We start from the raw sequence: 22,313 nt of genomic DNA, 5'->3' as shown, positions 1-22,313 counted from the left end.
GGGAATCAGGCGCCAATATAGGGAGGCGGACTCAAATGGATATGGGTGGAGGGAGATAGTCCCCGCTGTTCGCCGGACCAGAACAGGTGCCGTAGGGTGGGCAAAGGCGCAACGCGCCGTGCCCACCATGTTTCCGCGAATTTCAGCTTAGATGGTGGGCACGCTTCGCTTTGCCCACCCTACGGCACCGTGCGCGAGAGCGGCCCTACGCCACGCTCTCCAGAAACGCCTCTTCGGCCGCGTGGACGGCATCAGGCGTGCCGACATGCATCCAGACGCCGTCGAGGCGAAGGCCGAACAGCCGCTCCTGCTCGTTGGCACGGTCGAACATCTTGGTCAGCGAGAACTCGCCCGTGGGGGCATCGGCGAAGATCGACGGCGACAGGATCGCCGCGCCGGCATAGACGAACGGAACGACCTCTTTTTCCTTGCGCTTGCGCAGGGCGCCGTCCGCCAGCATGCCGTAATCGCCGCGGCCGCTATAGCCGATGCTGGTCGCCGTCGGCGCCATCAGCAGCAAAATGTCCATGCGCTCAGGGTCGAAGTTTTCGGCGAGCCGCGTCAGGTTCGAGCGCACGCCGTCGATCCACAGCGTGTCGGAATTGACGTGAAAGAACGGTGCGTCCCCGAGCAGCGGCAGTGCCTTGACCACGCCGCCACCGGTGCCGAGCACCTGGTTGCGCTCGTCCGAGATGGTCACGCGCGGATGCTGGCGGGATGCGGTGTGATCGATGATCTGGTCCGGCAGATAGTGCACGTTGACCACCGCCTCGCTCACTCCGGCGTGGGCGAGCTTGTCGAGCACGTGGTCGAGCAGCGGCTGGCCGGCCACCGGAACCATCGGTTTCGGCATCTTGTCCGTCAACGGACGCATGCGCAGGCCGAACCCTGCGGCGAGCACCATGGCTTTGGTCGGTTTGACGGACATCCTTCGCTTTCTCAGACCTACTGATTTCGCGTTCGCAGCAATCCTAACACGAGGTTCGACTGACCGCACCGCGTCTTAATCGCCTTAACCACCTGCCGTGACGCTTGTACGACGGGTGTTGCCGTTACGCCCCGATGGATGTGGAACGCGTCTTTTTCTTCTTGTCGCCGAGCTTGAGAAAGTTGACGCCGATCTGGTCGCCATTGACCCAGGCGAGCTCGCAGCGTCGGTACGCAAGTCCGGTGGACGACAGCAGCAGAAAAAATTCCTTCAGATGCAGGCCTTCGACCGAGCCGTCGATGGTCAGCTTGGCGCCGCTGTCGGACACGTCCTCCATGGTGCAGTCGCGGCGCCAGGTGCCGTCGATACCCATCATCTGGGCCGCGATCCCGCGTTCGAAAACAACCCGGCTGTTGCCGCGCTGGTCCGTCTTCACCGCCATCTGCCCTGCTCCAGCCCCGTAATCATCCGGCTGCCTCGCCGCTAGATTACCGGTGTCTTGGCTAACAGCCGGTAAATCGGGCCCCGAATCAGCCTTTTCCGCCCCTGCTAGCCTTTTCAGCCTTGGGCCTCAGCCTTGGGCCGGCCTTTGGGGTGGCGGGACATTGGCGAGATACCAGTCGCGCAGATGGGCGAGCGCGGGATGCGCCAGCGAGCGCTGGAGATAGGTCCAGATCCGCGGCTGGTGACGCAGATAATGCGGCTTGCCGTCGCGGCGGTTGAGGCGGGCGAAGGTGCCGAGCAGACGCGTGTTCCGCTGCGCCGACATGATGGCGTAGAGCTCCGCGAAGCCGGCCGCGTCGAAGCTCGCGGCGCTGGCGCGGCGCGCCTTGATGTAGCGCGACAGCAGCGTCAGTTCGATCGCCTCGGGCACATCGATGCGGGCGTCCTGGAGCAGCGACACCACGTCGTAGGATTGCGGCCCCAGCACGGTGTCCTGGAAATCGATCACGCCGACGCGTTCGATGCCGGTGCGATTCCCGAGCCAGATCAGGTTCGGCGAGTGATAGTCGCGGATGATCCACGTCTTCGGCGAGGACTGCGGCTTCTGCAGCAGCTCGCGCCACATCGCGAAAAATTCGGCGCGCTTCCCGTCGTCCAGCGGCGCGTTGCGATCGGGCAGGTACCATTCCGGCATCAACCCAATTTCGGTCAGCAGTGCCTCGGTATCGAAGACGGGAATGGCGTAGGTCTGCCCCCCGAGCGGCAGCGTCTCCGGCAGCGTCTTGCCGTGCAGCACGGCTAGCAAATCGACGGCGGCTTCGTAGCGTTCGGTGATCGGGCGGGGCGGATCGCCCTCAATCACGCCTTCGCTGCCGAAGTCTTCGCTGATCAGGAATCCGTGGTCGAGGTCGGAATGATGGATCGCGGGCGCGGAGATTCCCTGCGCGCGCAGGCCCTCATCGATGGCGACGAAGGGTTTGATGTTTTCGGCGAGATGCACCGCGGCGCTGTAGGATTTTCCGTTGTACATCGCAGCGCCATCCGGGCGCTGCGGCGAGTTCATGAGGATGACGATCTCGTCGTCGCGCAGCAGCCGCGCATAGGAGCGCGTCGAGGCGTCGCCTGCCATCCGCTTGCGCGTTGCCTCCATGTAGCCGGATGCATCGAGGAATTCTCGCAGCGCCTTTAGCCGCGCGACGATGGCGGCAGCCTTGCCATGGCCGGTGATGTCGGCGGCGCGTGCGTTCGAGCCCAGTGCCGGCCGGTGCGTCAGCGCGATGTCGATGCGGTCTTGAGGCATCGCCGAGGGCGCGCGCTCCGGCCATTCGATCAGGACGAGGGTTGCTTCCGGCAGCGGCGACAGCCCGATCTCTTCGAGCTCGCTCTCGTCCTCGACGCGGTAGAGGTCGGCATGCATCACCGGGAATGGCGGCAGCTCGTAGCCCTGCACCAGCGTGAAGGTCGGGCTCGGCACTTCCAGTGCATCGTCGCCGGCGAGGTAGCGGATCATGGCCCGCGCCGCCGCGGTCTTGCCGGCCCCGAGATCGCCGGTGAGCGTGATGACGTCGCCGGGGCCGACCAGCAGCGCGAGGTCGGCCATCAGTTGCGCAGTGGCCGTCTCGTTGTGGAGCGCGACGCAGAATGTGGCTGGCGCAGTCATTCGGCGGCGTCGCGATGCGCCGCCTGGTCGGTCGGGAAATCACAGATCACGACCGTGCCCCTGCCCACGATCGAATCGACCCGGATGTTGCCGCCATGCAGCTCGACGAAGGAGCGCACCAGCGACAGGCCGAGCCCGGCGCCGCGATGACGCGAGCCCTGCGAGCGGCTCTCGAACCAGTTGAACACCTTGTCCTTCATGTCGGCAGGTATTCCAGGCCCGGAATCTGTCACCGTGAAGACCACACTGCGTTCGGTGCGGCGGGCGCTGATGCCGACGGTGGAATCCGGTGGAGAAAACCCGACGGCATTGGCAAGGAGGTTATAGAGCACCTGCACCACGCGCTTCTCGTCGCCGGTGAAGCTGCCGACATCGGGCGCGATCTCGACCTTGAGGCGGATGCGGTCGGTGGCGAGCCGGTCCTGGAGACCCTCGGCGGCAAGCTCGATGGTCTTGCTGACGTCGACCGGGCCGAGTTCCAGCTTCATGGCACCGGCGTCGATGGTGGCGAGATCCAGGATGTTGTTGGTCAGCGCCAGGAGCGCATTGGTCGATTTGGTGACGTAGTCGAGATATTCGGCCTGTTTCGGCGTCAGCGGCCCGGTCGAGGGATCGCTGAGGAAATGCGCGAAGCCGATGATGGTGGTGAGCGGCGAGCGCAGCTCGTAGGAGACATGGTGGACGAAATCCACCTTCATCTGGTCGGCGGCCTCCAGCGCCTCGTTGCGCTCGCGCAGCGCGCGCTCGACGTTCTCGGTGTCGGTGATGTCCTGGAACGTCAGCATCGTTGCGCCGTCGTGCAGGGGCCGGATCATGCCGTCGAGCACGCTGCCGTCCTTGCGCTCCAGCTTCAGCGGAACGTCGGCGCGGCTCTCGATCGAGGTGACAGCCTCGCGGATCTGGCGCCAGACGATCGCGTCGTCGAACAGCTGATGGCACCAGCCCTCGACCGTCTGGATGTGCGGCTCGTCGCGCATGGCGTCAGCGGACAGCTTCCACATCCGGACGAAGGCCGGGTTGAACAGCTGCGCCTTGCCGTTGCTGCCGAACACCGCGACGCCCTCGGCGAGGCTGTCCAGCGTCTCGCGCTGGACCCGGATCATGCCGTCGAAGCGGCGGGCGAGCTCGAGGCTCTCGGTGACGTCGTCGAACAGATAAGTGACGCCGCCTTCGGGGTTCGGCGTGGTGACGACGGAGAGCGCGCGGCCGTCGGGCAGGTACCAGGTGTCCTTGGCAGCCTCGACCGCCCGATAGGCCTCGTGCAGCTTCGCCTTCCAGGCGCGGAAGTCCGGCTGCTCCGGCAATTTGCGCGCGGCGCGGAGCTTGTCGAGCACGCTGGAATCGTCAGGGTTGGCGTCGAGAAAGCTGCGGTCGAGGTCCCACAGCTGACGGTAGGAATCATTGTAGAAGGCCAGTCGGCGCTGGCCGTCGAACACGGCAACGCCGGAGGAGAGCTGGTCGAGCGTGCGGCGATGCGCTTCCGCCATCCGCACCAGCGCCGAGCTCAAGGCATCCGCTTCGCTGGCATCAATGGCAACGCCGACATTGCCGCCGCCGACATTGACGGCGCGCACGTCGTAGATGCGCCGCTCGCCGCCGATCACGATCGGCAGGCGCGAGGTGAAATTGGCCGTTTCCTTCAGCCCCCGCTCCATCGCGGTGCGGTCGGCGCTGTCGAGCAGCTCGAGCTTGCGCTCCTGGGCGTCGGTGATGCTGGCCGCCTCGGTCGCACGGACATAGGCGGGGTTGGCGTAAGCCAGCGCGCCGTTCTCGCCCTTGGCCCAGATCGGCCAGGGTGCGGCGGTCGCGAAGCCGCGCAGCATTTCCGTCTCGTCGGAGAGGGCCTTGTAACGCAGATTGGTCTCGGCCAGATCGCGGCGGAGCCCTGAGAGCTCGCGAATCCTGACGATGGCCTGGCCGCCGATGGCGCGGCCGATAGCCTCCAGCGTGTGGCCATGCGCGGTGGTGAGCGTCAGCTGGAACCCGTCGCCGCGGTCGCGCAGCGCATCGACGGCGTGATCCATCCGGAGCGCCGGTTCCGGCGGCAACCAGGTTCCAAACGCGAGCACGCGCTGTGGAGAGGAGTCGCGCGGCAGCACCATGGAGATGTCACCGGAGATCTGCGCGCGATTGTCGCCGGCCGGCCAGGAGATCAGGATCTGCGGCTCGGCGAACAGCAGTGCGCCGAAGCGGTCGGCCTGGAGCTGGAGTTCCCCGATCCGGGCGCGCAGCCGCGCCTCATTCTTCGCCGTGCGCACGCGCGTGCGCATCAGGAGGATCGCGGCGACCACCGAGAAGCCGAGCAAGGCCAGCGCGGTGGCCAGCACCGCGAGCTCCTGCCGGTTGAAATCCAGCAATGCTGAGAGTGTGTCGACGAGGTCGGCGGCCTCAGCCGGCGCAGCCGGCAGCAGCGCTGCGAGAGCGCTTCCCAACAAGCCGTTGCGCACGAGCGATGTGCACGACAGCAGCGTCCGACGCATCGACACGATCACGCCTGACATAGTTGCCCCAAGATCGCACGAATTTGCGCGCGGCGACCCCCGTCGCGCGCGAATCAAACGACAATACCCTCACCGTGACTCCACCGGTAAGAGTCCAGACCGTGAACGCAACGGCGACCCCAAAAAAATGCGGGGCGCGGTGTTCCAATTCACGTAGTTCCTCGGGTGATTCGAGTGGAATTGCCGTGTGATCGCGCGTCATGCGGAGCTTACCGCGAAGCCGGTGCGTTCCCTCCCCCGCTCGCGGGGGAGGGTTGGGGAGAGGGTATCTCGGCAACGGGACAATCCCCCAGAGGATAGAACCCTCACCCGCGCCTTCGGCGCGACCTCTCCCGCAAGCAAGCGGGAGAGGTGCACACCCAACGCTCACCCCGTCTTAGCGGCCGGTCGAGCCGAATCCGCCGGCACCGCGGTCGGTCGCGGACAGGGTCGCCACGGGAACCAGCGCGGCCTGCACCATTGGCGCGATCACCATCTGTGCGATGCGCTCGCCGCGCTTGACCACGAAGGCGGTCTGGCCGTGATTGATCAGGATCACCTTGATCTCGCCGCGATAGTCCGCGTCGATCGTGCCCGGTGAGTTCAGCACGGTGACGCCGTGCTTGGCGGCAAGGCCCGAACGCGGCCGCACCTGCGCCTCGTACCCGGGCGGCAACGCTATCGCGAGGCCCGTCGGCACCAGCGCATATTGGCCGGGCGCAAGCGTCAGCGGCTCGTTCTCGGCCACCGCCGCCATCAGATCGAGACCGGCGGCATCATTGGTCTGATAGGCCGGCAGCGGCAGCCCTTCCGCGTGGGACAGGCGTTGCAGTTCGACGGTGACTTTGGTGCTCAAGATGCGGGCTCCCGGGATTTGCCGGTCACGCTCTTTGCGATATGCGCGACCAGTTCAATGGCGACCTGTTCCTTGGTCATCGCCGGCCAGGAATCAACTGCAATCTCGCCATCCTTCTTATCGTTCTTCTCACCATTGTTACGGCTGATGAGGTGCACGGTGTTGCGGTCCCCGCCCATCACGCCGGTTGCGGGAGAGACGTCGTTGGCGACAATCCAATCGCAGCCCTTGCGGGCAAGCTTCGACTTCGCGTTGTCGATGAGGTGCTCGGTCTCGGCGGCAAAGCCGATCACCAGTGGCGGACGCTTGTCGGTCAGTTTCGAGATCGTCGCGAGGATATCGGGGTTCTCGACCAGCTGGAGCGGCGGCATGCCGGCCGAGGTCTTCTTCAGCTTCTGCTCGCCTTCATTGACGACCCGCCAGTCGGCGACTGCGGCGGCGAAGATCGCGATGTCAGCGGGAAGCGCGGCCTGCACCTGCTCCAGCATCTGCCGCGCCGATTCCACATGCTTGACCGTCACGCCCTGGGGATCGCTGAGATCGACCGGGCCGCTGACCAGGATCACCTCAGCGCCCGCGGCCTGTGCGGCGGCGGCGATCGCAAAACCCTGCTTGCCGGAGGATCGGTTGGCGATGTAGCGCACCGGGTCGATCGGCTCGTGGGTCGGGCCTGCGGTGATCAGCACGCGCTTGCCGGCGAGTGGGCGCGGCACCGGCGGCCGCAGCAGCCGCTCGGCGGCGGTCGCAATCTCGATCGCTTCGGACATGCGGCCGATGCCGGCTTCACCTGCTTCCGCCATCTCGCCGGAATTCGGCCCGATCAACATCACGCCGTCGCGTTGAAGCTGCGCGACATTGCGCCGCGTCGCCGCGTTGTTCCACATCAGCGGATTCATGGCCGGCGCGAGCAGGACCTTGCGGTTGGTCGCGAGCAGGATGGCGCTGGCGAGATCGTCGGCATGGCCGTTGGCCATCTTGGCCATCAAATCCGCGGTCGCAGGCGCCACCACGATCAGGTCGCACTCCCGCGCCAGCCGGATATGACCGGCGTCGAACTCGCTCTGGGCATCGAACAGGTCGGTGTAGACGCGCTCGTGCGAGAGCGCGCTCACGGCCAGCGCGGTGACGAATTGCTGCGCCGCCTTGGTCAGCACGCAGCGGACCTCGATCCGCCGCTCCTTGAGCCTTCGAATCAGGTCGAGCGATTTGTACGCCGCGATCCCGCCTCCGATGATCAGGGTGACGCTGGCTTCTGGAACGGCGCCGGTGCGTTGAGGAATCGGGGTGGTGAAGGCCGCGGGCGGCGCCGTGAACGGCGTCAGGGGCTCCTCACGGCCTTCGATCAGCTCTCCGAGGATGACCCGGACCTCTTCCTCGACCGACCTGCGGTTCTTGGCCGAGCGCAGCCTGAGGTAAGTTTTGATGCCTTCATCGAGCTTGCGAATGGTCAGGCTCGCCATGACGCCCCTCCAGCACAAATGATAGCGATGCTATCATTTGTGTGATTGCACTGCAATCAAAGATTCCGGACGGCGATCAGGATGCCGATGAAGGTCGCGGCAATGATCCAGAGCGCCACGGTGCGCCAACGGTTCTTGCGGCCCTCGCTGCGGCCCATCGCCGCGATGCTCTCCGGCGACAGCCGGATGCCCTCCCGGGTCATGGTCTCCAGCTGTTCGAGCACCGCAACCGAGCGCTCGGCGATGTCAGGCAGACGCATCAGGATGCGCGCGAGATCGCCGGTCCCGGAGATCGCGCCCTGGACCCGGCCGATCGGGCCGAGATTGCGCTCGATCCATTCCCGCACCACGGGGTCGGCGACCTTCCAGATGTCGAGCTTGGGATCGAAGCCGCGTGCCACGCCCTCGACCACCACCATGGTTTTCTGGAGCAGGATCAGCTCGGGCCGCGTGGTCATGTCGAACAGGCCGGTGACCTCGAGCAGCAGCGTCAGCAGCCGCGCCATCGAGATCTCTTCCGCCGTGCGGTTGTGAATGGGCTCGCCGATGGCGCGGATCGCTTGCGCGAAGTTCTCGACCGAGTGATGCGCGGGCACATAGCCCGCCTCGAAATGCACTTCCGCGACGCGACGATAGTCGCGGGTGATGAAGCCGAGCAGGATTTCGGCGAGGAAGCGCCGCTCCTTCATGCCGAGCCGGCCCATGATGCCGAAATCAACCGCGACGAGGCGACCCGCGTCATCCAGGAACAGATTGCCCGGGTGCATGTCGGCATGGAAGAAGCCGTCGCGCAGCGCGTGGCGCAGGAAGCTCTGAATCACCTTGCGGCCGAGATCGGGCAGGTCGACCTGCGATTCTGCCAGGCGCTTGTGATCGTTCAGCGCGATGCCGTCGATCCATTCCATCGTCAGCACGTTATGCGTGGTACGGTCCCAATCGACGGTCGGTACGCGGAAATCAGGATCGTCGCGCGTGTTCTCCGCCATTTCCGACAGCGCCGCGGCCTCGAGGCGCAGGTCCATCTCCATCGCGACCGAACGCGACATGGTGTTGATGACCTCGATGAGGCGCAGGCGCCGCGCCTCGGACGAATAGGATTCGGCCTTGTATGCGACGAAGAAGAAGTCGGAGAGGTCGCGGCGGAAGCGTGCGGCCACGTTGGGCCGCAGCACTTTCACGGCGACCGCCTTGCGGATGCCGTCGCGCAGGACTTCGCCGCGATGTACCTGTGCGATCGAGGCGGCTGCGACCGGCGCACTGAGGCTCGCGAACACATCGGTCAGCGGCCGTTCCAGCGAGGTCGCGATCACAGCTTCCGCTTCGGCTTGCGAGAACGGCGGCAGGCGGTCCTGAAGGCTTTCGAGGTCGCGCGCCATGATGACGCCGACGACGTCGGGGCGGGTCGCCAGAAATTGCCCAAGCTTGAGATAGGCCGGGCCCATCCGGGTCAGCGCACGCGACAGCCGCGGGCCGTGCTTCGGACCGCGCCGCTCGATGATGCGCGCAAGCTTCAGCGCGAGCTGCCCGGGCGGCGGCACCAGGCTCGGATCGACGGCGCCGAACACGCCCTCGCGCGCAAAGACGAACGCGGCGCGCATCAGGCGCGCACTATGGGTTATGGCAGAGATCACAAACGCCAGCCCGAATGCAGTGCGACGATGCCGCCGGACAATATCTGCCAGTTCACGCGGGCGAAGCCGGCGTCACGGATCATGTCGGCGAAGGCGTTGGGTCTTGGAAACTTGCGGATCGACTCGACCAGATATTGGTAGGACTCGGCGTCACCCGTGATCATGCGCCCGAGCGGCGGGATCACCTTGAACGAGAACAGGTCATAAAGGCGATCCAGCCCGGGCATCTCGACGGTGGAGAATTCCAGGCAGAGGAAGCGGCTGCCTGGCTTGAGCACGCGATAGGCTTCGGCCAACGCGAGATCGATCCGCGGCACATTGCGAATGCCGAAAGCGATCGTATATGCGTCGAAGCTGCGGTCGGCGAAAGCGAGCGCTTCGGCATTGCCTTCGACGAAATCGACCTGGGTCTCGAGATGCCGCTTGGCGGCGCGCTCGCGGCCTACCTCCAGCATCCCGGAATTGATGTCGCAGACGGTGGCATGGAAGCCGGGGCCTGCGGCGTTGGCGGCGCGGAAGGAGATGTCGCCGGTGCCGCCGGCGACGTCGAGCAGCGCGAACGGCCGGTCGCCTCGCGGCGGGTCGAGCGCGGTGATCATGATGTCCTTCCAGACCCGATGCAGGCCGCCGGACATCAAATCGTTCATCAAATCATAGCGCGACGCCACGCTGTGAAACACATCGTTCACCAGCGTCTGCTTGTCGCCCAGGGGCACGTCCCTGAAGCCAAAATGCGTGGTTTCGCCCGGCCGATCCATTACTCTACTCCACGAGGCGGACCATAGCGCGCCCGCCGCAATGGCGCTATCACACCGCCCTCATAAGGTGAATGCCTGACCATGCCCGAATTGCCCGAAGTCGAGACCGTCCGCCGCGGCCTTCAGCCTGTCATGGAGGGCGCAAAAATCCTGGTCGCGGAGGCCCGCAGGCCCGATTTGCGCTTTCCCTTCCAGCCGGATTTCGTGGCCCGACTGAAGGGGCAGGTCGTCACGGGGCTCGGCCGCCGTGCAAAATATCTCATGGCCGATCTCGCCTCCGGCGACGTGCTGTTGATGCATCTGGGCATGTCGGGCTCGTTTCGCGTCATCAAGCCGGACAACGAGGTAGCGCCCGGCGAGTTTCACTATCCGCGAGCCAAGGACTCCACGCACGATCACGTGCTGTTTCGGATGTCCTCCGGCGCCGACATCATCTTCAACGATCCGCGCCGCTTCGGTTACATGAAAGTGATCGCGCGCAGTGCGCTCGACGACGAGCCACTGCTGCGCGGGCTCGGCCCCGAGCCGCTCGGCAACGAATTCGACGCTGCGATGCTGGCGCGATCCTGCGCAGGCAAGACCACGAGCCTGAAAGCCGCGTTGCTCGATCAGCGCGTGGTCGCCGGGCTCGGTAATATCTATGTCTGCGAAGCCCTGCATCGCTCGCATCTGTCGCCGCGCCGGATCGCGGCGACACTCTCGACCAAGAAGGGCGAGACGACGGACCACGCAAAGCGATTGGTCGGCGCGATCCACACCGTGCTGAACGATGCGATCAAAGCCGGCGGATCGTCATTGCGCGACCACCGCCAGACCTCGGGCGAGCTCGGCTATTTCCAGCACTCGTTCAAGGTCTATGACCGCGAGGGCGAGAAATGCACCACGCCGCGATGCGGCGGCATCGTCAAGCGTTTCACGCAGAACGGCCGGTCGACCTTCTGGTGTCCGAAATGTCAAAAATAGCTGCTCATGCAGACGCCGCAACTTGAAACCGAACGGCTGATCCTGCGTCCGCTCGCGCTATCCGACGCGCCGGCGATCCAGCGCCATTTCGACAACTGGAATATCATTCGGCATCTCTCCACCGTCGTACCCTGGCCGTATCCAGCCGATGGCGCAGAAGCTTTCGTCCAGCTGCAGTTCGACAAGGTCTCAGCCGGAGAGGAGATTTATCTCTGGGTGCTGGTGCTGAAGGGCGGCGATGATGAGGCGATTGGAAACATTCATTTCCGGCCCCGTGCCGAAGGCCTGAAAGGCCATCGCGGCTTTTGGCTGGCCGAGCCTTACTGGCGCCGCGGGTTGATGACGGAAGCGGTCGCCGCGGTGAACGACTTCGCCTTCGTTACACTGGGCCTCGATCATTTCTACGTCTGCAACGCGGCCACCAACGAGGCCTCACGCCGGGTCAAGCAGAAGACCGGTGCAGAGTTCGTCGGCTTCGTCGAGCTCGCGCATCACGGCGGACGGTCGAAAGCAGAGAAATGGATCGTGCGGCGTGAAGCCTGGCTGCGCGATAAGGGCAATGTGCGGTTGGATTGAGCCAGAGGGGCGCGATGGTGCGATCCATCCAGGCTACGAAAGCGAATTCGTCGTGCTCGCAATGCCGATGGATGGAGTCCTCTCAAAAACGCGAAGCGAAGCAATCCGGCCGGGCTGGTGGCCGGATTGCTCCGTCGCTGGGGCCCTTCCGGATGGTGAAGGGCCGGCTGGCGTCTGAGCGATTGCCCCGCTCAGGACGCCAGTGTCGTGGTCTCGTCGGCCGCTAGCTCGGCGGCCACGTGCAACATTCCGTCCGCGGCCGCGATGACCTGGTCGATCAGGACATTGGTGGTGGCGGCGAGCTCGAGCCGGGTCTCGATCCAATGCCAGAGGCCGCGGATCTCCTCGGTCGACTTGCCGTTCGGCGCGAATTCGCTCACCGCAAGGCCGCTCGCGAGCGAGTCCTGGTGGTCGTTGCGCATCCCGATCAGCGGGCGCGCGAGCACCTCGGCGAGATCGAGCGCTGCTTCCTCGGCGAGGGTGTTGGCGGCATTGTCGATGCGCTGACCGCGGATCGGAGTCTGGTTCAGGACGAAGCTGTAAGGCCGCTTCCAGGCACGCGCGACGCTCAGCGTCGAAACGGTCGCCTCGATGTCGGCGACGCTCGGGCGGGCCGGGATCAGGCAGAGATCAGAATGGCGGATCGCGGCGGTGGTCGCGGCGCTGAGGCCGGCGGCGGTATCGACGATCGCGAGCTGGAGGCCGCTGTCGGCCAGCATCTTCAGGCGCGGCTCGATGTCGGCGGCGTGATAGATCGGCTCGACGACGAGATCGTCGGTGGTGCGGCGGCGCTGCCAGTTGGACAGTGTGCCCTGCGGGTCGGTTTCGATGAGGCGAACGGTGAAGCCGGCCTGCTTGGCTGCCAGCGCGAGGCCGATGGCGAGCGTGCTCTTGCCGCTGCCGCCCTTTTGGGTGGCCAGTACGATCGTGTGCATTGAAGGTCCTTTGGAGTGCTCGGGTCAGGGAAACGCCACGCGAACGTGCATCGATCTCGATGCTGAGCTCTTCTCGCTCAGGACGTGCCGGCCCGATCCAAAGGGGATCGCGGAGGTCCGAATCAGCAGTCACGATGATGGCGGAATCGGAAAAGCCAGCGAATCCGTACCATTACTGGACCCGTACTCGTACGTGTGCTGTGTGCGCTGACGAGTTGATCGCGTGCCCCGGACACAGCGCAGCGGCATCTCATGCCGCACCGCGCCCGTGACACGAGAGTTACTTGCGCACGCAGATCACGCGCACAACGGCGGCTGTCGCATCTGTGGAAGTGCCGTTCGCCGCGACACCATTCGCTTTCAGGAAATCACGCACCGTCTCCGCGGAGACCATCACCGCCTGCGATGCCGGCACCGCTGTCGCGGGTCCTGCGACCATCGCCGGCTTCAACAGTGCGATCCCTGCGAACTTGCCGTCGGTGTCGATGGCGGGGCTGCCGGAGAAGCCGACGGCCGGCGGCGGTGAGAGCGGGGAATCGCCGCCACCGACAGATGCCAGCGCGGCCTTGAGGCTTGACACACCGGCGGCTCCGCCCTGGCTCTGCGGATCAGCGATACCGATGACATCGATACTCGTCTTTGCCGCGCCGGCGGCGAGGCTGAAGGGCTTCAGGCCGCGGGCACCGTAGATATGCAGCAGCGCGAGGTCGTGTTCCCGGTCCTCGGCGAGCCGGTCGGCGCTGCCATAGCCGGCGATCGTGATCGCGAGACAGGAATCGGTGACGAGGCGGTCGGTGACGATCGCGCCATCGTCGCTGACGACGAGACCGGTGCCATACTCGACGGTCTTGCGCGGCGGCGGCCCGGCTTGCGGCCCTGACGGAAACGCGTTGAACGCGCTCGACATCGCGATCACGACCGGCTCGACCGTGTTCTCGGTCGCCTGATCGTAGAGGATCGTCATGATGCGGACTTCATCACCCCGAGAAGTGCCGCGCATGTAAAATTTCTTCAGGCCCTGCAGACCCGACAGCACGAAGAAGTCGGGCTTGACCACGGTGTACTCGACCTTGCGACCCGGCTCCTTCTTCTCCGCTTCGGCAAGCTTGGCTGTGGTCGGGCTCGCCTCCTTGCGGCGGCTGAGCAGCACCTGCACCGTGCCATTGGGCGAGGTCCATTTCGAGCCGTTGGCGTCGGTCGCCTGCTGCGGCACCAGCTTTGAGGGAATGCCAAGCCGCGCGCCGCTGGTCATTTCCGTCACGATCTTCCAGCCGACGCTGTCCTGCTTCCGCCGCGCCGTCTCGGCGAGCGCGGCGCGTTCCTGCGGATTGAGTACGCCGGTCGGCTTGCCGCCCTTGGCCTTCTGATACTCTTTGATCGCCTCGACCAGGCGCGCGCTGACGTCACCGGTGATGGCGCCGTTGTACTGGCCGACCCAGGCGAGGTCGGACTGCAGCGACAGCCGCTCCGCCTGCGCCATGGCATCGGCCGTCGCAGCCGGCGTCTGCAATGCAGGAGGCCGGATCGGAACGGTCTGGACCGGCTTCGGCTTGGTGCCGGGCATCTGCGGTGTCGTCATCTGGGCGTTCGCGCCTGTCGCAGCCGCAAACATCAGTGTTGCCGCAAGCATCGATCTCATGACAAATCCAGCCAGCCCATTGAACGCAATGCCATTGAAGCACATCTCGTTGGTCGCGAACAATGTTGCGGTGGTTCAGGCCGGCGATAGAAGCCGTGGACTCAGGCCCTCATCCTGAGGAGCGGCCTCAAGGCCGCGTCTCGAAGGATCGCCCGCGGCGATAGCAGGGCCTGCATGGTTCGAGACGCGCGTTCCGCGCTCCTCACCATGAGGATCGACAGCGAGAGCGTAGTAGGAGAGGCGTAGGACGATGCTGAGCCCGGACGAACTCGAACGCTATGCCCGCCATATCGTGCTGCGCGATGTCGGTGGTCCCGGCCAGGCTGCGCTGAAGCGGGCCTCCGTGCTGGTGATCGGCGCCGGCGGGCTCGGTGCGCCCGCGTTGATGTATCTGGCGGCCGCCGGCATCGGTACGCTCGGCGTGGTCGATGACGATGTGGTGTCGCTGTCGAACCTCCAGCGCCAGGTCATTCACACCACGCCCGATATCGGCCGGCACAAGGTCGAGAGCGCGGCCGAACGGATCACGGCGCTCAATCCGCATGTCCGCTTCGTCGGCCACGCCACCTGGCTCAATGCCGACAATGCGCTGGCGCTGATCGGCGACTATGACCTCGTGCTTGACGGCTCCGACAATTTCTCGACCCGCTATCTGGCCTCGGACGCCTGCTTCTTCGCCAAGAGGCCGCTGATCACGGCGGCGCTCGGCACCTTCGATGGCTCGCTGACCACCATCCGTGCGCATGAGAAGAACGAGCAGGGCGAATTCAATCCGACCTATCGCTGCCTGTTCCCGGAGGCGCCGCCGCCCGGGACCGTGCCGGCCTGCGCCGAAGCCGGCGTCATGGGCGCGCTCGCGGGCGTGATGGGCTCGATGATGGCGCTGGAGGCGATCCGCGAGATCGTCGGCTTTGGCGACGGCCTGGTTGGCCGTCTCCTCATGATCGATGCGCGCGCGATGCGCTTCGAGACGCTGCGTTACGCGCGCGATCCGGCCAATCCGCTCAATGGCGATGGGCCTGTGATCACCGATCTCAGCGCCCATCGCACCTGATCGCAGCCGCTACGCCGTGGCCGGCTTCTCGCTGTCGAGATGCGCCATCTGCTCGGCCGCGTAACGCGTACCGGCGGCGACATCGGGCGGGAAGGCCTTTGCCAGCACCGCGAGATGAGCCGGCGTCAGCGTGACCTCGGCCGCACCAAGTGCCTCGCTGAGGCGGTTACGGGTGCGGGCGCCGACCAGCGGCACGATCTCCTTCCCTTGCGCCGCCACCCAGGCGATCGCGACCTGTGCCGGCGTCGCGCCAATCTCGGCGGCGATGGTGCGCAGCTGCTCCACCAGAGCCAGATTGACCTCGAGATTCGATCCCTGGAAGCGCGGCGTCATCAGCCGGTAATCCTTGCCTGCCTTGCCGGAGTCCTTCGACCAATGACCGCTGATGAGGCCGCGCGCCAGCACGCCGTAAGCCGTGATGCCGATGCCGAGCTCGCGGCAGGTCGTCAGGATGTCGCGTTCGATGCCACGCTCGATCAGCGAATATTCGATCTGGAGATCGGCGATCGGGTGCACGGCATGCGCGCGGCGGATGGTGTCGGAGCCGACCTCGGACAGGCCGATATGTTTGATGTAGCCGGCCTTCACGAGATCGGCGATGCCGCCGATGGTTTCCTCGATCGGAATGTTGGGATCGAGCCGCGCCGGACGGTAGATGTCGATGTAGTCGGTGCCGAGCCGCTGCAGTGAATAGGCCAGGAAGTTCCTCGTTGCGGCCGGCCTCGTGTCCATGCCGGTGAATTCGCCGGCAGGACCGCGCAGCGCACCGAACTTGACGCTGATCTGCACCCTGTCGCGCGGCACGTCCTTGAGCGCTTCGCGCACCAGCATTTCATTGTGGCCCATGGCGTAGAAATCGCCGGTGTCGACCAGGGTGATGCCGGCATCCAGCGCCGCGTGGATCGTGGCGATGCTCTCGCCGCGATCGGCGGGGCCGTAGACCTCGGACATGCCCATGCAGCCGAGGCCGAGGCTTGAGACGGTGGGGCCGGTTGAACCGAGTTTGCGCTGTTCCATGATGGCTCTCCTCGAAAAGGCGGTGACTGCGCCGCGTGACGAGGCCAGATATGCGCCTGATCGATTACGCCGATAAGCTGGACAATCGAGAATGGCTTGTTCACATTGGCGAACAATGCCCGAGCCCGACCTGCGTGATCTCGACGTCTTCGTGGCGGTCGCCCGCACCCGCAATTTCCGGCGTGCGGCGATCGATATTCGCGTGTCGGTGTCGAGCCTTAGCCAGCGATTGCGGGACCTGGAGGAGCGCCTCGGCGTCCGCCTGATGAACCGCACGACCCGTAGCGTCGCCCTGACCGAGGCGGGTGAGTTGCTGCTGTCGCGCGTGGCGCCGGCGCTGCGCGATGTCGGCGACGCCCTGGATCAGGTCCGGGGCCTGCGCGAGGTGGCCTCGGGCCGGCTGCGCATCAACGCGCCGCCGCCTGCGGTCGATCTCGTGCTGGCGCCGATGGTCGGGCCGTTCCTCAAGGCCTATCCGCAGGTCGACCTCGACATCGTCTCCGAGAGCGGGTTCGTCGATATCGTCAGCGCGGGCTTCGATGCCGGCGTGCGTTATGGCGAGCATCTCGCGCAGGACATGGTGGCGATCCCGCTGAGCGGCCCGCAGAGCTATGTCGTGGTCGCTTCGCCCGATTACCTCGCACGCCGCGGCAAGCCTGAGCATCCGAAGGATCTACTCGACCACGATTGCATCCGCGCCCGCTACTCCAGCGGTGTCATGCATGATCTGGAGTTCGAGAAGGCCGGTCAGCTGGTGAAAGTCGACCCGCCGGCAAAGCTGATCTCGACCAACATGGGCCTCTCCATGCGCGCGGCGCTCGACGGAGCCGGCATCTGGGCGACGCTTGATGGTTACGTCGGCGAAGCCCTGAAGTCGGGCGCGCTGGTCAGGCTGCTTGAAGACTGGTGCGAGCCGTTTTCCGGACCGTTCCTGTACTATCCAAGCCGGCGCCAGACGCCGCCGGCGCTGCGGGCCTTCATCGATTTCGTCGCCGACTGGCGCAAGCGAAACGCCCGAGGATAGCAGACCCTCATGGTGAGGAGCGCGGAACGCGCGTCTCGAACCATGAAGGCCCGGATCTCGCCTGCGGCAATCCTTCGAGACGACCGCTACGCGGTCTCCTCAGGATGAGGCAGGAGAGCTTATCGCGCAGAAAGTTGAACTCAGAGCATGCTCGGCAGCACGCGATCCGGCGGCTTGTGCGCGTCGAGGAAGGTGCGGATGTTGATGATCACCTTCTCGCCCATCTCGACGCGGCCCTCGATCGTGGCCGAGCCCATATGCGGCAGCAGCGTCACCTTGCCGGCCTTGGCGAGCCGCACCAGCTTCGGGTTCACCGCGGGCTCGTGCTCGTAGACGTCGAGGCCGGCGCCGCCGATCTCGCCGCCTTCGATCAGCTTGATCAGCGTGTCCTCGTCAGTGACCCCGCCGCGCGCGGTGTTGACGATGTAGGCGTCCTTGCGGATCAGCTTCAGCCGGCGCGCCGACAGCAGATGGTAGGTCGCCGGCGTGTGCGGACAGTTCACCGAGATGATGTCCATTCGAGCCAGCATCTGGTCGAGGCTTTCCCAATAGGTCGCGCCCAGCTCTTCGGCGATCTTCGGCGCCACCGGCCGGCGGTTGTGATAGTGGATCTGCAAGCCGAAGGCGCGGGCGCGGCGTGCGACCGCCTGGCCGATGCGGCCCATGCCGATGATGCCGAGGCGCTTTCCGCCGATGCGATGGCCGAGCATCCAGGTCGGCGACCAGCCCGGCCAGGGTTTTCCTTCCGTCAGGATCGAGGCGCCTTCGATCATCCGCCTGGGCACGGCGAGGATCAGTGCCATGGTCATGTCGGCGGTGTCTTCGGTCAGAACCTTCGGTGTGTTGGTGACGGTGATGCCGCGGGCATGCGCGGCCTCGACATCGATGTTGTCGACGCCGTTGCCGAAATTCGCGATCAGTTTCAGCCTGCAGTCGGGCTGGTTGACGATGTCGGCGGAGATGTGATCGGTCACGGTTGGGACCAGCACATCGGCCGTGCGGGCGGCTTCCGCGATCTGCTCGGGCGACATCGGCGCGTCGTCGAGATTGATCCGCGCGTCGAATAGCTCGCGCATCCGGGTCTCGATCGAGTCCGGAAGCTTGCGCGTCACCACGACGAGGGGCTTTTTCTTCACCGACATGTCCTGCCCTCATGAGGCGTTGCGAGCCGCCTCTGTCGCCAAAGGCCGGCCGTTGAGGCCTCATTAACCCGGTTGTTCGACACTGCAACTGCCGTGTCGTCCCCGGCGTTTCCTTCAAGCTCTCCCGACATTTCCGGCCGGAAAATCGGGACAAACCGGTTGTTCAGATGCCCGTCCTCTCTAGCAGAAGGCCGGGCCAAGACAAGAACCACGGGTAAAGGGCTCGGGAACACCCGCATAGGCGGGTCACAGGGGCGGCAGCGGCCTGGTTTTGGAATTTTGGGGCGAGGGCCCGGCTCGGCCGGACCTTCGACAGGAGACGGGTTGATGGCGTTGGGGCGTTTTTGTTCGGTGATGGCGCTCGTTTGCACCTGGTTGAGCGCTTCGGTCAGCCCGGGGCATTCGGCAAAGGACAGCACACCCCAGACTGCCTCGGGCCTCCCGGTGCCGCGCTACGTCAGCCTGAAATCGGATCACGTCAACGTCCGCGCCGGCCCGACCAAGGACAATGACGTCGCCTGGGTCTACACCCGCTCCGGCCTGCCGGTCGAAATCACCGCCGAGTTCGAGAACTGGCGCCGGGTCCGCGATTCCGAGGGCGCCGAGGGCTGGGTCTATCACTCGCTGCTGTCGGGCCGCCGTACCGCCGTCGTCACGATGAAGCACAAGGACGAGCTTGCGCCGATCTATGACCGCGCCGATCCCGACAGCGCGGTGGCCGCAAAGCTCCAGGCCGGCGTCGTCACGCAGGTGAAAAAGTGCACCACAAACTGGTGCCACGTCACCGGCAACGGCTTTGACGGCTGGATTCAGCAGGAGCGCCTCTGGGGCGTCTACTCGGACGAGCAGGTGAACTGACCCAACGGGTCATCCCGGGGCGATGCACAGCATCGAACCCGGGATCTCGAGATTCCGGGCTCGGTGCTGCGTACCGCCCCGGAATGACGGCGTAAAACAATATGGCCGGGAAATCCCGGCCATGAAAATCAAATCAGTGATGTAAGACGATCTCAGCGCTTCTTGCGCAGCCGTACGACCATGTCGATGCGGGCGATCTCGTAACCCGCGGGCACCTCCGGCATCTTGGACAGCGCCAGATGCGGATCCTCGATGTCGACCAGCTCGTGGCTGTTCTCGAGATAATAGTGATGGTGGGTCGTGACGTTGGTATCAAAATAGGTCTTGGTGCCGTCAACGCTGACCTGACGCAGCAGACCGGCGTCGGTGAGCTGGTTCAGCGTGTTGTAGACGGTGGCAAGTGAGACCGGCACCTTGGCCAGCGTCGCTTCCTCGTAAAGCATTTCAGCCGTGAGGTGTCGCGCACCCTTGCCGAACAGGAGCCAGCCGAGCGCCATACGCTGGCGCGTCGGGCGAAGCCCGGCGGATTGGAGCATTTCGTTGACGTCGTGCCACGGGCAACCGGTCAAAGCCGGCTGGCGGCCCGACATAAGAGCCGCCGCATGAGCCTCGTCGTCGCGATGGGGCGCGTTATTTTCGTTCATTTCCAGCTTCGGGCACGCGTGAACACTGTGGTCTCCAACATATATGGAGAGATAGATGCAGATGCAAGTTTCTCGCAACTAGAGTGGTTCTAATTAGCAGGGGAACCGGGCCGGCGGCCCGTCATTTTACCTTCATGAGAGCGCTTTGCTACCCGAAATGGCCTGTGTTAGAGAGCCCGCGGTTCCGCTTAACCGATTTTGGCGCGACCCGGCATTGAAGGCCGTTCGCTATCTATCCGGGGTCCTTCGTTATTCTCGTCTGAGAATGGCAACAGATGTTGCTTTTCGAACAGGATGGGGCCCATTTTCGCCGGAAACGCCGCTCAGTCGGGGTTAGAACACAAAGGCTTCCGCATGCTGAACAGGCGCAACGGTTACGAATATGAAGATCTGCTGGCATGTGCCCGCGGCGAGATGTTCGGCCCTGGCAATGCGCAATTGCCGCTGCCGCCGATGCTCATGTTCGACCGCATTTCGGACATCAGCGAGACCGGCGGCGAATTCGGCAAGGGGGTAGTGCGTGCCGAACTCGACGTGAAGCCCGACCTCTGGTTCTTCGGCTGCCACTTCAAGAACGATCCGGTGATGCCCGGCTGCCTCGGCCTCGATGCGCTGTGGCAAATGGTCGGCTTTTATCTGGGCTGGAGCGGCGGTGAAGGTCGCGGTCGCGCGCTTGGCCTGAACGAGCTGAAGTTCAGCGGCCAGGTGCTGCCGGAGGCCCGCAAGGTTGTGTACAACATCGATATCAAGCGCGTGATGCGTTCAAAGCTGGTGCTCGGTATCGCCGACGGATGGCTTTCGGTCGATGACCAGATTATCTATCGCGCGAAGGATTTGAAGGTCGGCCTGTTCAAGCAGGGCACGAGCCTGGGCTGAGCGCATCACCACGAAGATAACGATTGAGGCGAGGCTGTCATGAGGCGGGTTGTGGTCACCGGGATGGGCATTGTCTCTTCCATCGGAAACAACACCCAGGAAGTGCTTGCGAGCCTTCACGAGGCGAAGTCGGGCATTTCGCGGGCTGAGAAATATGCCGAGCTCGGCTTCCGTTCGCAGGTGCAGGGTGCGCCGACGCTCGATCCCTCGACGGTGGTCGACCGCCGCGCCATGCGTTTCCTCGGTCAGGGCGCGGCGTGGAATCACGTCGCGATGGAACAGGCGATCCAGGATTCCGGTCTTTCGCCTGACGAAATTTCCAATATTCGCACCGGCATCATCATGGGATCCGGCGGTCCGTCCGCGCGCACCATCGTCGAGGCCGCCGACATCACCCGCACCAAGGGACCGAAGCGCGTCGGGCCGTTTGCAGTGCCGAAGGCGATGTCCTCCACGGCCTCCGCGACGCTTGCAACCTGGTTCAAGATCAAGGGCGTGAACTATTCGATTTCGTCGGCCTGCGCGACGTCGAACCATTGCGTCGGCAACGCCTATGAGACGATCCAGATCGGCAAGCAGGACGTCATCTTCGCTGGCGGCTGCGAGGAGCTGGACTGGTCGCTGTCGGTGCTGTTCGACGCCATGGGCGCGATGTCCTCGAAGTACAACGACACGCCCTCCACGGCCTCGCGTCCCTACGACGTCAACCGCGACGGCTTCGTGATTGCTGGCGGCGCCGGCGTGCTGGTGCTGGAAGAGCTCGAGCATGCCAAGGCGCGCGGCGCGCGCATTTACGGCGAGATCGTCGGCTACGGCGCGACGTCCGACGGCTACGACATGGTCGCACCATCAGGCGAGGGTGCCGAGCGCTGCATGCGCATGGCGATGTCGACCGTGAAGACCAAGGTCGACTACATCAATCCGCACGCGACATCGACGCCGGCCGGCGATCCGCCGGAGATCGACGCGCTCCGCAGGGTGTTCGGAAGCGGCGAGAAGTGCCCGCCGATCTCGGCGACCAAGGCGCTGACGGGCCACTCCCTGGGCGCAACCGGCGTGCAGGAAGCGATCTATTCGCTGCTGATGATGAACAATGGTTTCATCTGCGAGAGCGCCCACATCCAGGAGCTCGACCCCGTGTTCGCCGACATGCCGATCGTGCGCAAGCGCATCGACAACGTCAAGATCGGCACCGTGCTGTCGAACTCCTTCGGCTTCGGCGGCACCAACGCCACGCTGGTGTTCAGCCGGCTTGATGCGTGAGGTCCTTGCGGACGCGCTGGTAATTTTCTCGTCATGGCCGGGCTTGTCCCGGCCATCCACGTCTTTGCTCACGTCTTGGCCTCCGGCTTCGAAGGGCGTGGATGC

General features: G+C 64.9%; 20 protein-coding genes. 7 read left to right on the top strand and 13 right to left on the bottom strand.

The features are described 5' to 3' along the window. Positions 1-205: 205 nt before the first annotated feature. From BRA1253DRAFT_RS23250 to ubiE, 8 genes are all read right to left on the bottom strand, one after another. Positions 206-928 (bottom strand): nucleotidyltransferase family protein, encoded by a 723-nt coding sequence (locus tag BRA1253DRAFT_RS23250; RefSeq protein WP_007598395.1) that lies wholly within the window; start codon positions 926-928, stop codon positions 206-208. A 124-nt stretch (positions 929-1,052) separates the two neighbouring features. Beyond that, the gene (locus BRA1253DRAFT_RS23245) at positions 1,053-1,370 is read right to left on the bottom strand and encodes a PilZ domain-containing protein (protein WP_007598394.1); all 318 of its coding nucleotides are present in this window, start codon (positions 1,368-1,370) and stop codon (positions 1,053-1,055) included. Between the two features lie 129 nt (positions 1,371-1,499). Further along, the gene (locus BRA1253DRAFT_RS23240; protein ID WP_007598393.1) at positions 1,500-3,032 is read right to left on the bottom strand and encodes a bifunctional tRNA (adenosine(37)-N6)-threonylcarbamoyltransferase complex ATPase subunit type 1 TsaE/phosphotransferase; all 1,533 of its coding nucleotides are present in this window, start codon (positions 3,030-3,032) and stop codon (positions 1,500-1,502) included. Continuing rightward, positions 3,029-5,533, bottom strand: a complete 2,505-nt coding sequence (locus tag BRA1253DRAFT_RS23235) for a PAS domain-containing sensor histidine kinase (RefSeq protein WP_007598392.1) — start codon at positions 5,531-5,533, stop codon at positions 3,029-3,031. The genes BRA1253DRAFT_RS23240 and BRA1253DRAFT_RS23235 overlap by 4 nt, the downstream gene beginning before the upstream one ends. A gap of 376 nt (positions 5,534-5,909) precedes the next feature. Then, positions 5,910-6,368 carry a dUTP diphosphatase gene (gene dut / locus BRA1253DRAFT_RS23230; protein WP_007598390.1) on the bottom strand — a complete coding sequence of 153 codons (459 nt, stop codon included), beginning with the start codon at positions 6,366-6,368 and terminating at the stop codon, positions 5,910-5,912. After that, on the bottom strand, positions 6,365-7,828 hold the full coding sequence (coaBC, locus tag BRA1253DRAFT_RS23225; RefSeq protein WP_007598388.1) for a bifunctional phosphopantothenoylcysteine decarboxylase/phosphopantothenate--cysteine ligase CoaBC: 1,464 nt from the start codon (positions 7,826-7,828) through the stop codon (positions 6,365-6,367). Before coaBC ends, dut begins: the two co-directional genes overlap by 4 nt. 56 nt (positions 7,829-7,884) lie before the next feature. Beyond that, positions 7,885-9,459, bottom strand: a complete 1,575-nt coding sequence (ubiB, locus tag BRA1253DRAFT_RS23220) for a 2-polyprenylphenol 6-hydroxylase (protein WP_007598375.1) — start codon at positions 9,457-9,459, stop codon at positions 7,885-7,887. Beyond that, entirely contained in the window at positions 9,456-10,217 is a 762-nt protein-coding gene (ubiE, locus tag BRA1253DRAFT_RS23215) for a bifunctional demethylmenaquinone methyltransferase/2-methoxy-6-polyprenyl-1,4-benzoquinol methylase UbiE (protein ID WP_007598374.1), read from the bottom strand. The genes ubiB and ubiE overlap by 4 nt, the downstream gene beginning before the upstream one ends. An 81-nt stretch (positions 10,218-10,298) precedes the next feature. Between ubiE and mutM the strand changes: the two genes are divergently transcribed. Next, positions 10,299-11,180: a bifunctional DNA-formamidopyrimidine glycosylase/DNA-(apurinic or apyrimidinic site) lyase gene (gene mutM / locus BRA1253DRAFT_RS23210; RefSeq protein WP_007598373.1), complete on the top strand. Its 882-nt coding sequence runs from the start codon at positions 10,299-10,301 to the stop codon at positions 11,178-11,180. Positions 11,181-11,186: 6 nt separating this feature from the next. Beyond that, positions 11,187-11,756: a GNAT family N-acetyltransferase gene (locus tag BRA1253DRAFT_RS23205; RefSeq protein WP_007598372.1), complete on the top strand. Its 570-nt coding sequence runs from the start codon at positions 11,187-11,189 to the stop codon at positions 11,754-11,756. Between the two features lie 191 nt (positions 11,757-11,947). Here BRA1253DRAFT_RS23205 and BRA1253DRAFT_RS23200 read toward each other — a convergent pair whose 3' ends face one another. Both BRA1253DRAFT_RS23200 and BRA1253DRAFT_RS23195 read right to left on the bottom strand, forming a co-directional pair. Next, entirely contained in the window at positions 11,948-12,691 is a 744-nt protein-coding gene (locus BRA1253DRAFT_RS23200; protein WP_007598370.1) for a ParA family protein, read from the bottom strand. A 280-nt stretch (positions 12,692-12,971) separates the two neighbouring features. Further along, the gene (locus BRA1253DRAFT_RS23195) at positions 12,972-14,330 is read right to left on the bottom strand and encodes a serine protease (protein ID WP_007598368.1); all 1,359 of its coding nucleotides are present in this window, start codon (positions 14,328-14,330) and stop codon (positions 12,972-12,974) included. 250 nt (positions 14,331-14,580) lie between these two features. Between BRA1253DRAFT_RS23195 and BRA1253DRAFT_RS23190 the strand changes: the two genes are divergently transcribed. Next, positions 14,581-15,384, top strand: a complete 804-nt coding sequence (locus BRA1253DRAFT_RS23190; RefSeq protein ID WP_007598366.1) for a molybdopterin-synthase adenylyltransferase MoeB — start codon at positions 14,581-14,583, stop codon at positions 15,382-15,384. Positions 15,385-15,393: 9 nt separating this feature from the next. Here BRA1253DRAFT_RS23190 and BRA1253DRAFT_RS23185 read toward each other — a convergent pair whose 3' ends face one another. After that, on the bottom strand, positions 15,394-16,401 hold the full coding sequence (locus BRA1253DRAFT_RS23185; protein WP_007598364.1) for an aldo/keto reductase: 1,008 nt from the start codon (positions 16,399-16,401) through the stop codon (positions 15,394-15,396). Between the two features lie 115 nt (positions 16,402-16,516). Here BRA1253DRAFT_RS23185 and BRA1253DRAFT_RS23180 point away from each other — a divergent pair, with 115 nt between their 5' ends. Next, the gene (locus tag BRA1253DRAFT_RS23180; RefSeq protein WP_007598362.1) at positions 16,517-17,425 is read left to right on the top strand and encodes a LysR family transcriptional regulator; all 909 of its coding nucleotides are present in this window, start codon (positions 16,517-16,519) and stop codon (positions 17,423-17,425) included. A 140-nt stretch (positions 17,426-17,565) separates the two neighbouring features. Here BRA1253DRAFT_RS23180 and BRA1253DRAFT_RS23175 read toward each other — a convergent pair whose 3' ends face one another. Further along, entirely contained in the window at positions 17,566-18,567 is a 1,002-nt protein-coding gene (locus tag BRA1253DRAFT_RS23175; RefSeq protein ID WP_007598360.1) for a D-glycerate dehydrogenase, read from the bottom strand. A 327-nt stretch (positions 18,568-18,894) separates the two neighbouring features. Here BRA1253DRAFT_RS23175 and BRA1253DRAFT_RS23170 point away from each other — a divergent pair, with 327 nt between their 5' ends. Continuing rightward, positions 18,895-19,425, top strand: coding sequence for an SH3 domain-containing protein (locus BRA1253DRAFT_RS23170; protein WP_007598358.1), 531 nt, complete (start codon positions 18,895-18,897; stop codon positions 19,423-19,425). Between the two features lie 152 nt (positions 19,426-19,577). Here the strand turns inward: BRA1253DRAFT_RS23170 and irrA are convergent, their stop codons facing one another. Next, positions 19,578-20,069 carry an iron response transcriptional regulator IrrA gene (gene irrA / locus BRA1253DRAFT_RS23165; protein WP_007598357.1) on the bottom strand — a complete coding sequence of 164 codons (492 nt, stop codon included), beginning with the start codon at positions 20,067-20,069 and terminating at the stop codon, positions 19,578-19,580. Between the two features lie 354 nt (positions 20,070-20,423). Between irrA and fabA the strand changes: the two genes are divergently transcribed. Beyond that, the gene (gene fabA / locus BRA1253DRAFT_RS23160) at positions 20,424-20,945 is read left to right on the top strand and encodes a bifunctional 3-hydroxydecanoyl-ACP dehydratase/trans-2-decenoyl-ACP isomerase (protein WP_007598355.1); all 522 of its coding nucleotides are present in this window, start codon (positions 20,424-20,426) and stop codon (positions 20,943-20,945) included. 39 nt (positions 20,946-20,984) lie between these two features. Next, a complete protein-coding gene (fabB, locus tag BRA1253DRAFT_RS23155; protein ID WP_007598354.1) occupies positions 20,985-22,208 on the top strand; it encodes a beta-ketoacyl-ACP synthase I in 1,224 nt (407 codons plus the stop codon). Positions 22,209-22,313: the final 105 nt, after the last annotated feature.

Origin of the sequence: Bradyrhizobium sp. WSM1253 (genome assembly GCF_000244935.1) — a bacterium.
Classification (GTDB): domain Bacteria; phylum Pseudomonadota; class Alphaproteobacteria; order Rhizobiales; family Xanthobacteraceae; genus Bradyrhizobium; species Bradyrhizobium canariense.
Note: the sequence above shows the minus strand (reverse complement) of the source record. Positions and strands in the feature narration are given on the sequence as shown.

What these genes read in the sequence shown, in the direction of transcription:
- BRA1253DRAFT_RS23250 (WP_007598395.1), bottom strand. Translation starts at nt 928, where the DNA reads ATGTCCGTCAAACCGACCAAAGCCATGGTGCTCGCCGCAGGGTTCGGC.
- BRA1253DRAFT_RS23245 (WP_007598394.1), bottom strand. Translation starts at nt 1,370, where the DNA reads ATGGCGGTGAAGACGGACCAGCGCGGCAACAGCCGGGTTGTTTTCGAA.
- BRA1253DRAFT_RS23240 (WP_007598393.1), bottom strand. Translation starts at nt 3,032, where the DNA reads ATGACTGCGCCAGCCACATTCTGCGTCGCGCTCCACAACGAGACGGCC.
- BRA1253DRAFT_RS23235 (WP_007598392.1), bottom strand. Translation starts at nt 5,533, where the DNA reads ATGTCAGGCGTGATCGTGTCGATGCGTCGGACGCTGCTGTCGTGCACA.
- coaBC (WP_007598388.1), bottom strand. Translation starts at nt 7,828, where the DNA reads ATGGCGAGCCTGACCATTCGCAAGCTCGATGAAGGCATCAAAACTTAC.
- ubiE (WP_007598374.1), bottom strand. Translation starts at nt 10,217, where the DNA reads ATGGATCGGCCGGGCGAAACCACGCATTTTGGCTTCAGGGACGTGCCC.
- mutM (WP_007598373.1), top strand. Translation starts at nt 10,299, where the DNA reads ATGCCCGAATTGCCCGAAGTCGAGACCGTCCGCCGCGGCCTTCAGCCT.
- BRA1253DRAFT_RS23205 (WP_007598372.1), top strand. Translation starts at nt 11,187, where the DNA reads ATGCAGACGCCGCAACTTGAAACCGAACGGCTGATCCTGCGTCCGCTC.
- BRA1253DRAFT_RS23200 (WP_007598370.1), bottom strand. Translation starts at nt 12,691, where the DNA reads ATGCACACGATCGTACTGGCCACCCAAAAGGGCGGCAGCGGCAAGAGC.
- BRA1253DRAFT_RS23195 (WP_007598368.1), bottom strand. Translation starts at nt 14,330, where the DNA reads ATGAGATCGATGCTTGCGGCAACACTGATGTTTGCGGCTGCGACAGGC.
- BRA1253DRAFT_RS23190 (WP_007598366.1), top strand. Translation starts at nt 14,581, where the DNA reads ATGCTGAGCCCGGACGAACTCGAACGCTATGCCCGCCATATCGTGCTG.
- BRA1253DRAFT_RS23185 (WP_007598364.1), bottom strand. Translation starts at nt 16,401, where the DNA reads ATGGAACAGCGCAAACTCGGTTCAACCGGCCCCACCGTCTCAAGCCTC.
- BRA1253DRAFT_RS23180 (WP_007598362.1), top strand. Translation starts at nt 16,517, where the DNA reads ATGCCCGAGCCCGACCTGCGTGATCTCGACGTCTTCGTGGCGGTCGCC.
- BRA1253DRAFT_RS23175 (WP_007598360.1), bottom strand. Translation starts at nt 18,567, where the DNA reads ATGTCGGTGAAGAAAAAGCCCCTCGTCGTGGTGACGCGCAAGCTTCCG.
- BRA1253DRAFT_RS23170 (WP_007598358.1), top strand. Translation starts at nt 18,895, where the DNA reads ATGGCGTTGGGGCGTTTTTGTTCGGTGATGGCGCTCGTTTGCACCTGG.
- irrA (WP_007598357.1), bottom strand. Translation starts at nt 20,069, where the DNA reads ATGAACGAAAATAACGCGCCCCATCGCGACGACGAGGCTCATGCGGCG.
- fabA (WP_007598355.1), top strand. Translation starts at nt 20,424, where the DNA reads ATGCTGAACAGGCGCAACGGTTACGAATATGAAGATCTGCTGGCATGT.
- fabB (WP_007598354.1), top strand. Translation starts at nt 20,985, where the DNA reads ATGAGGCGGGTTGTGGTCACCGGGATGGGCATTGTCTCTTCCATCGGA.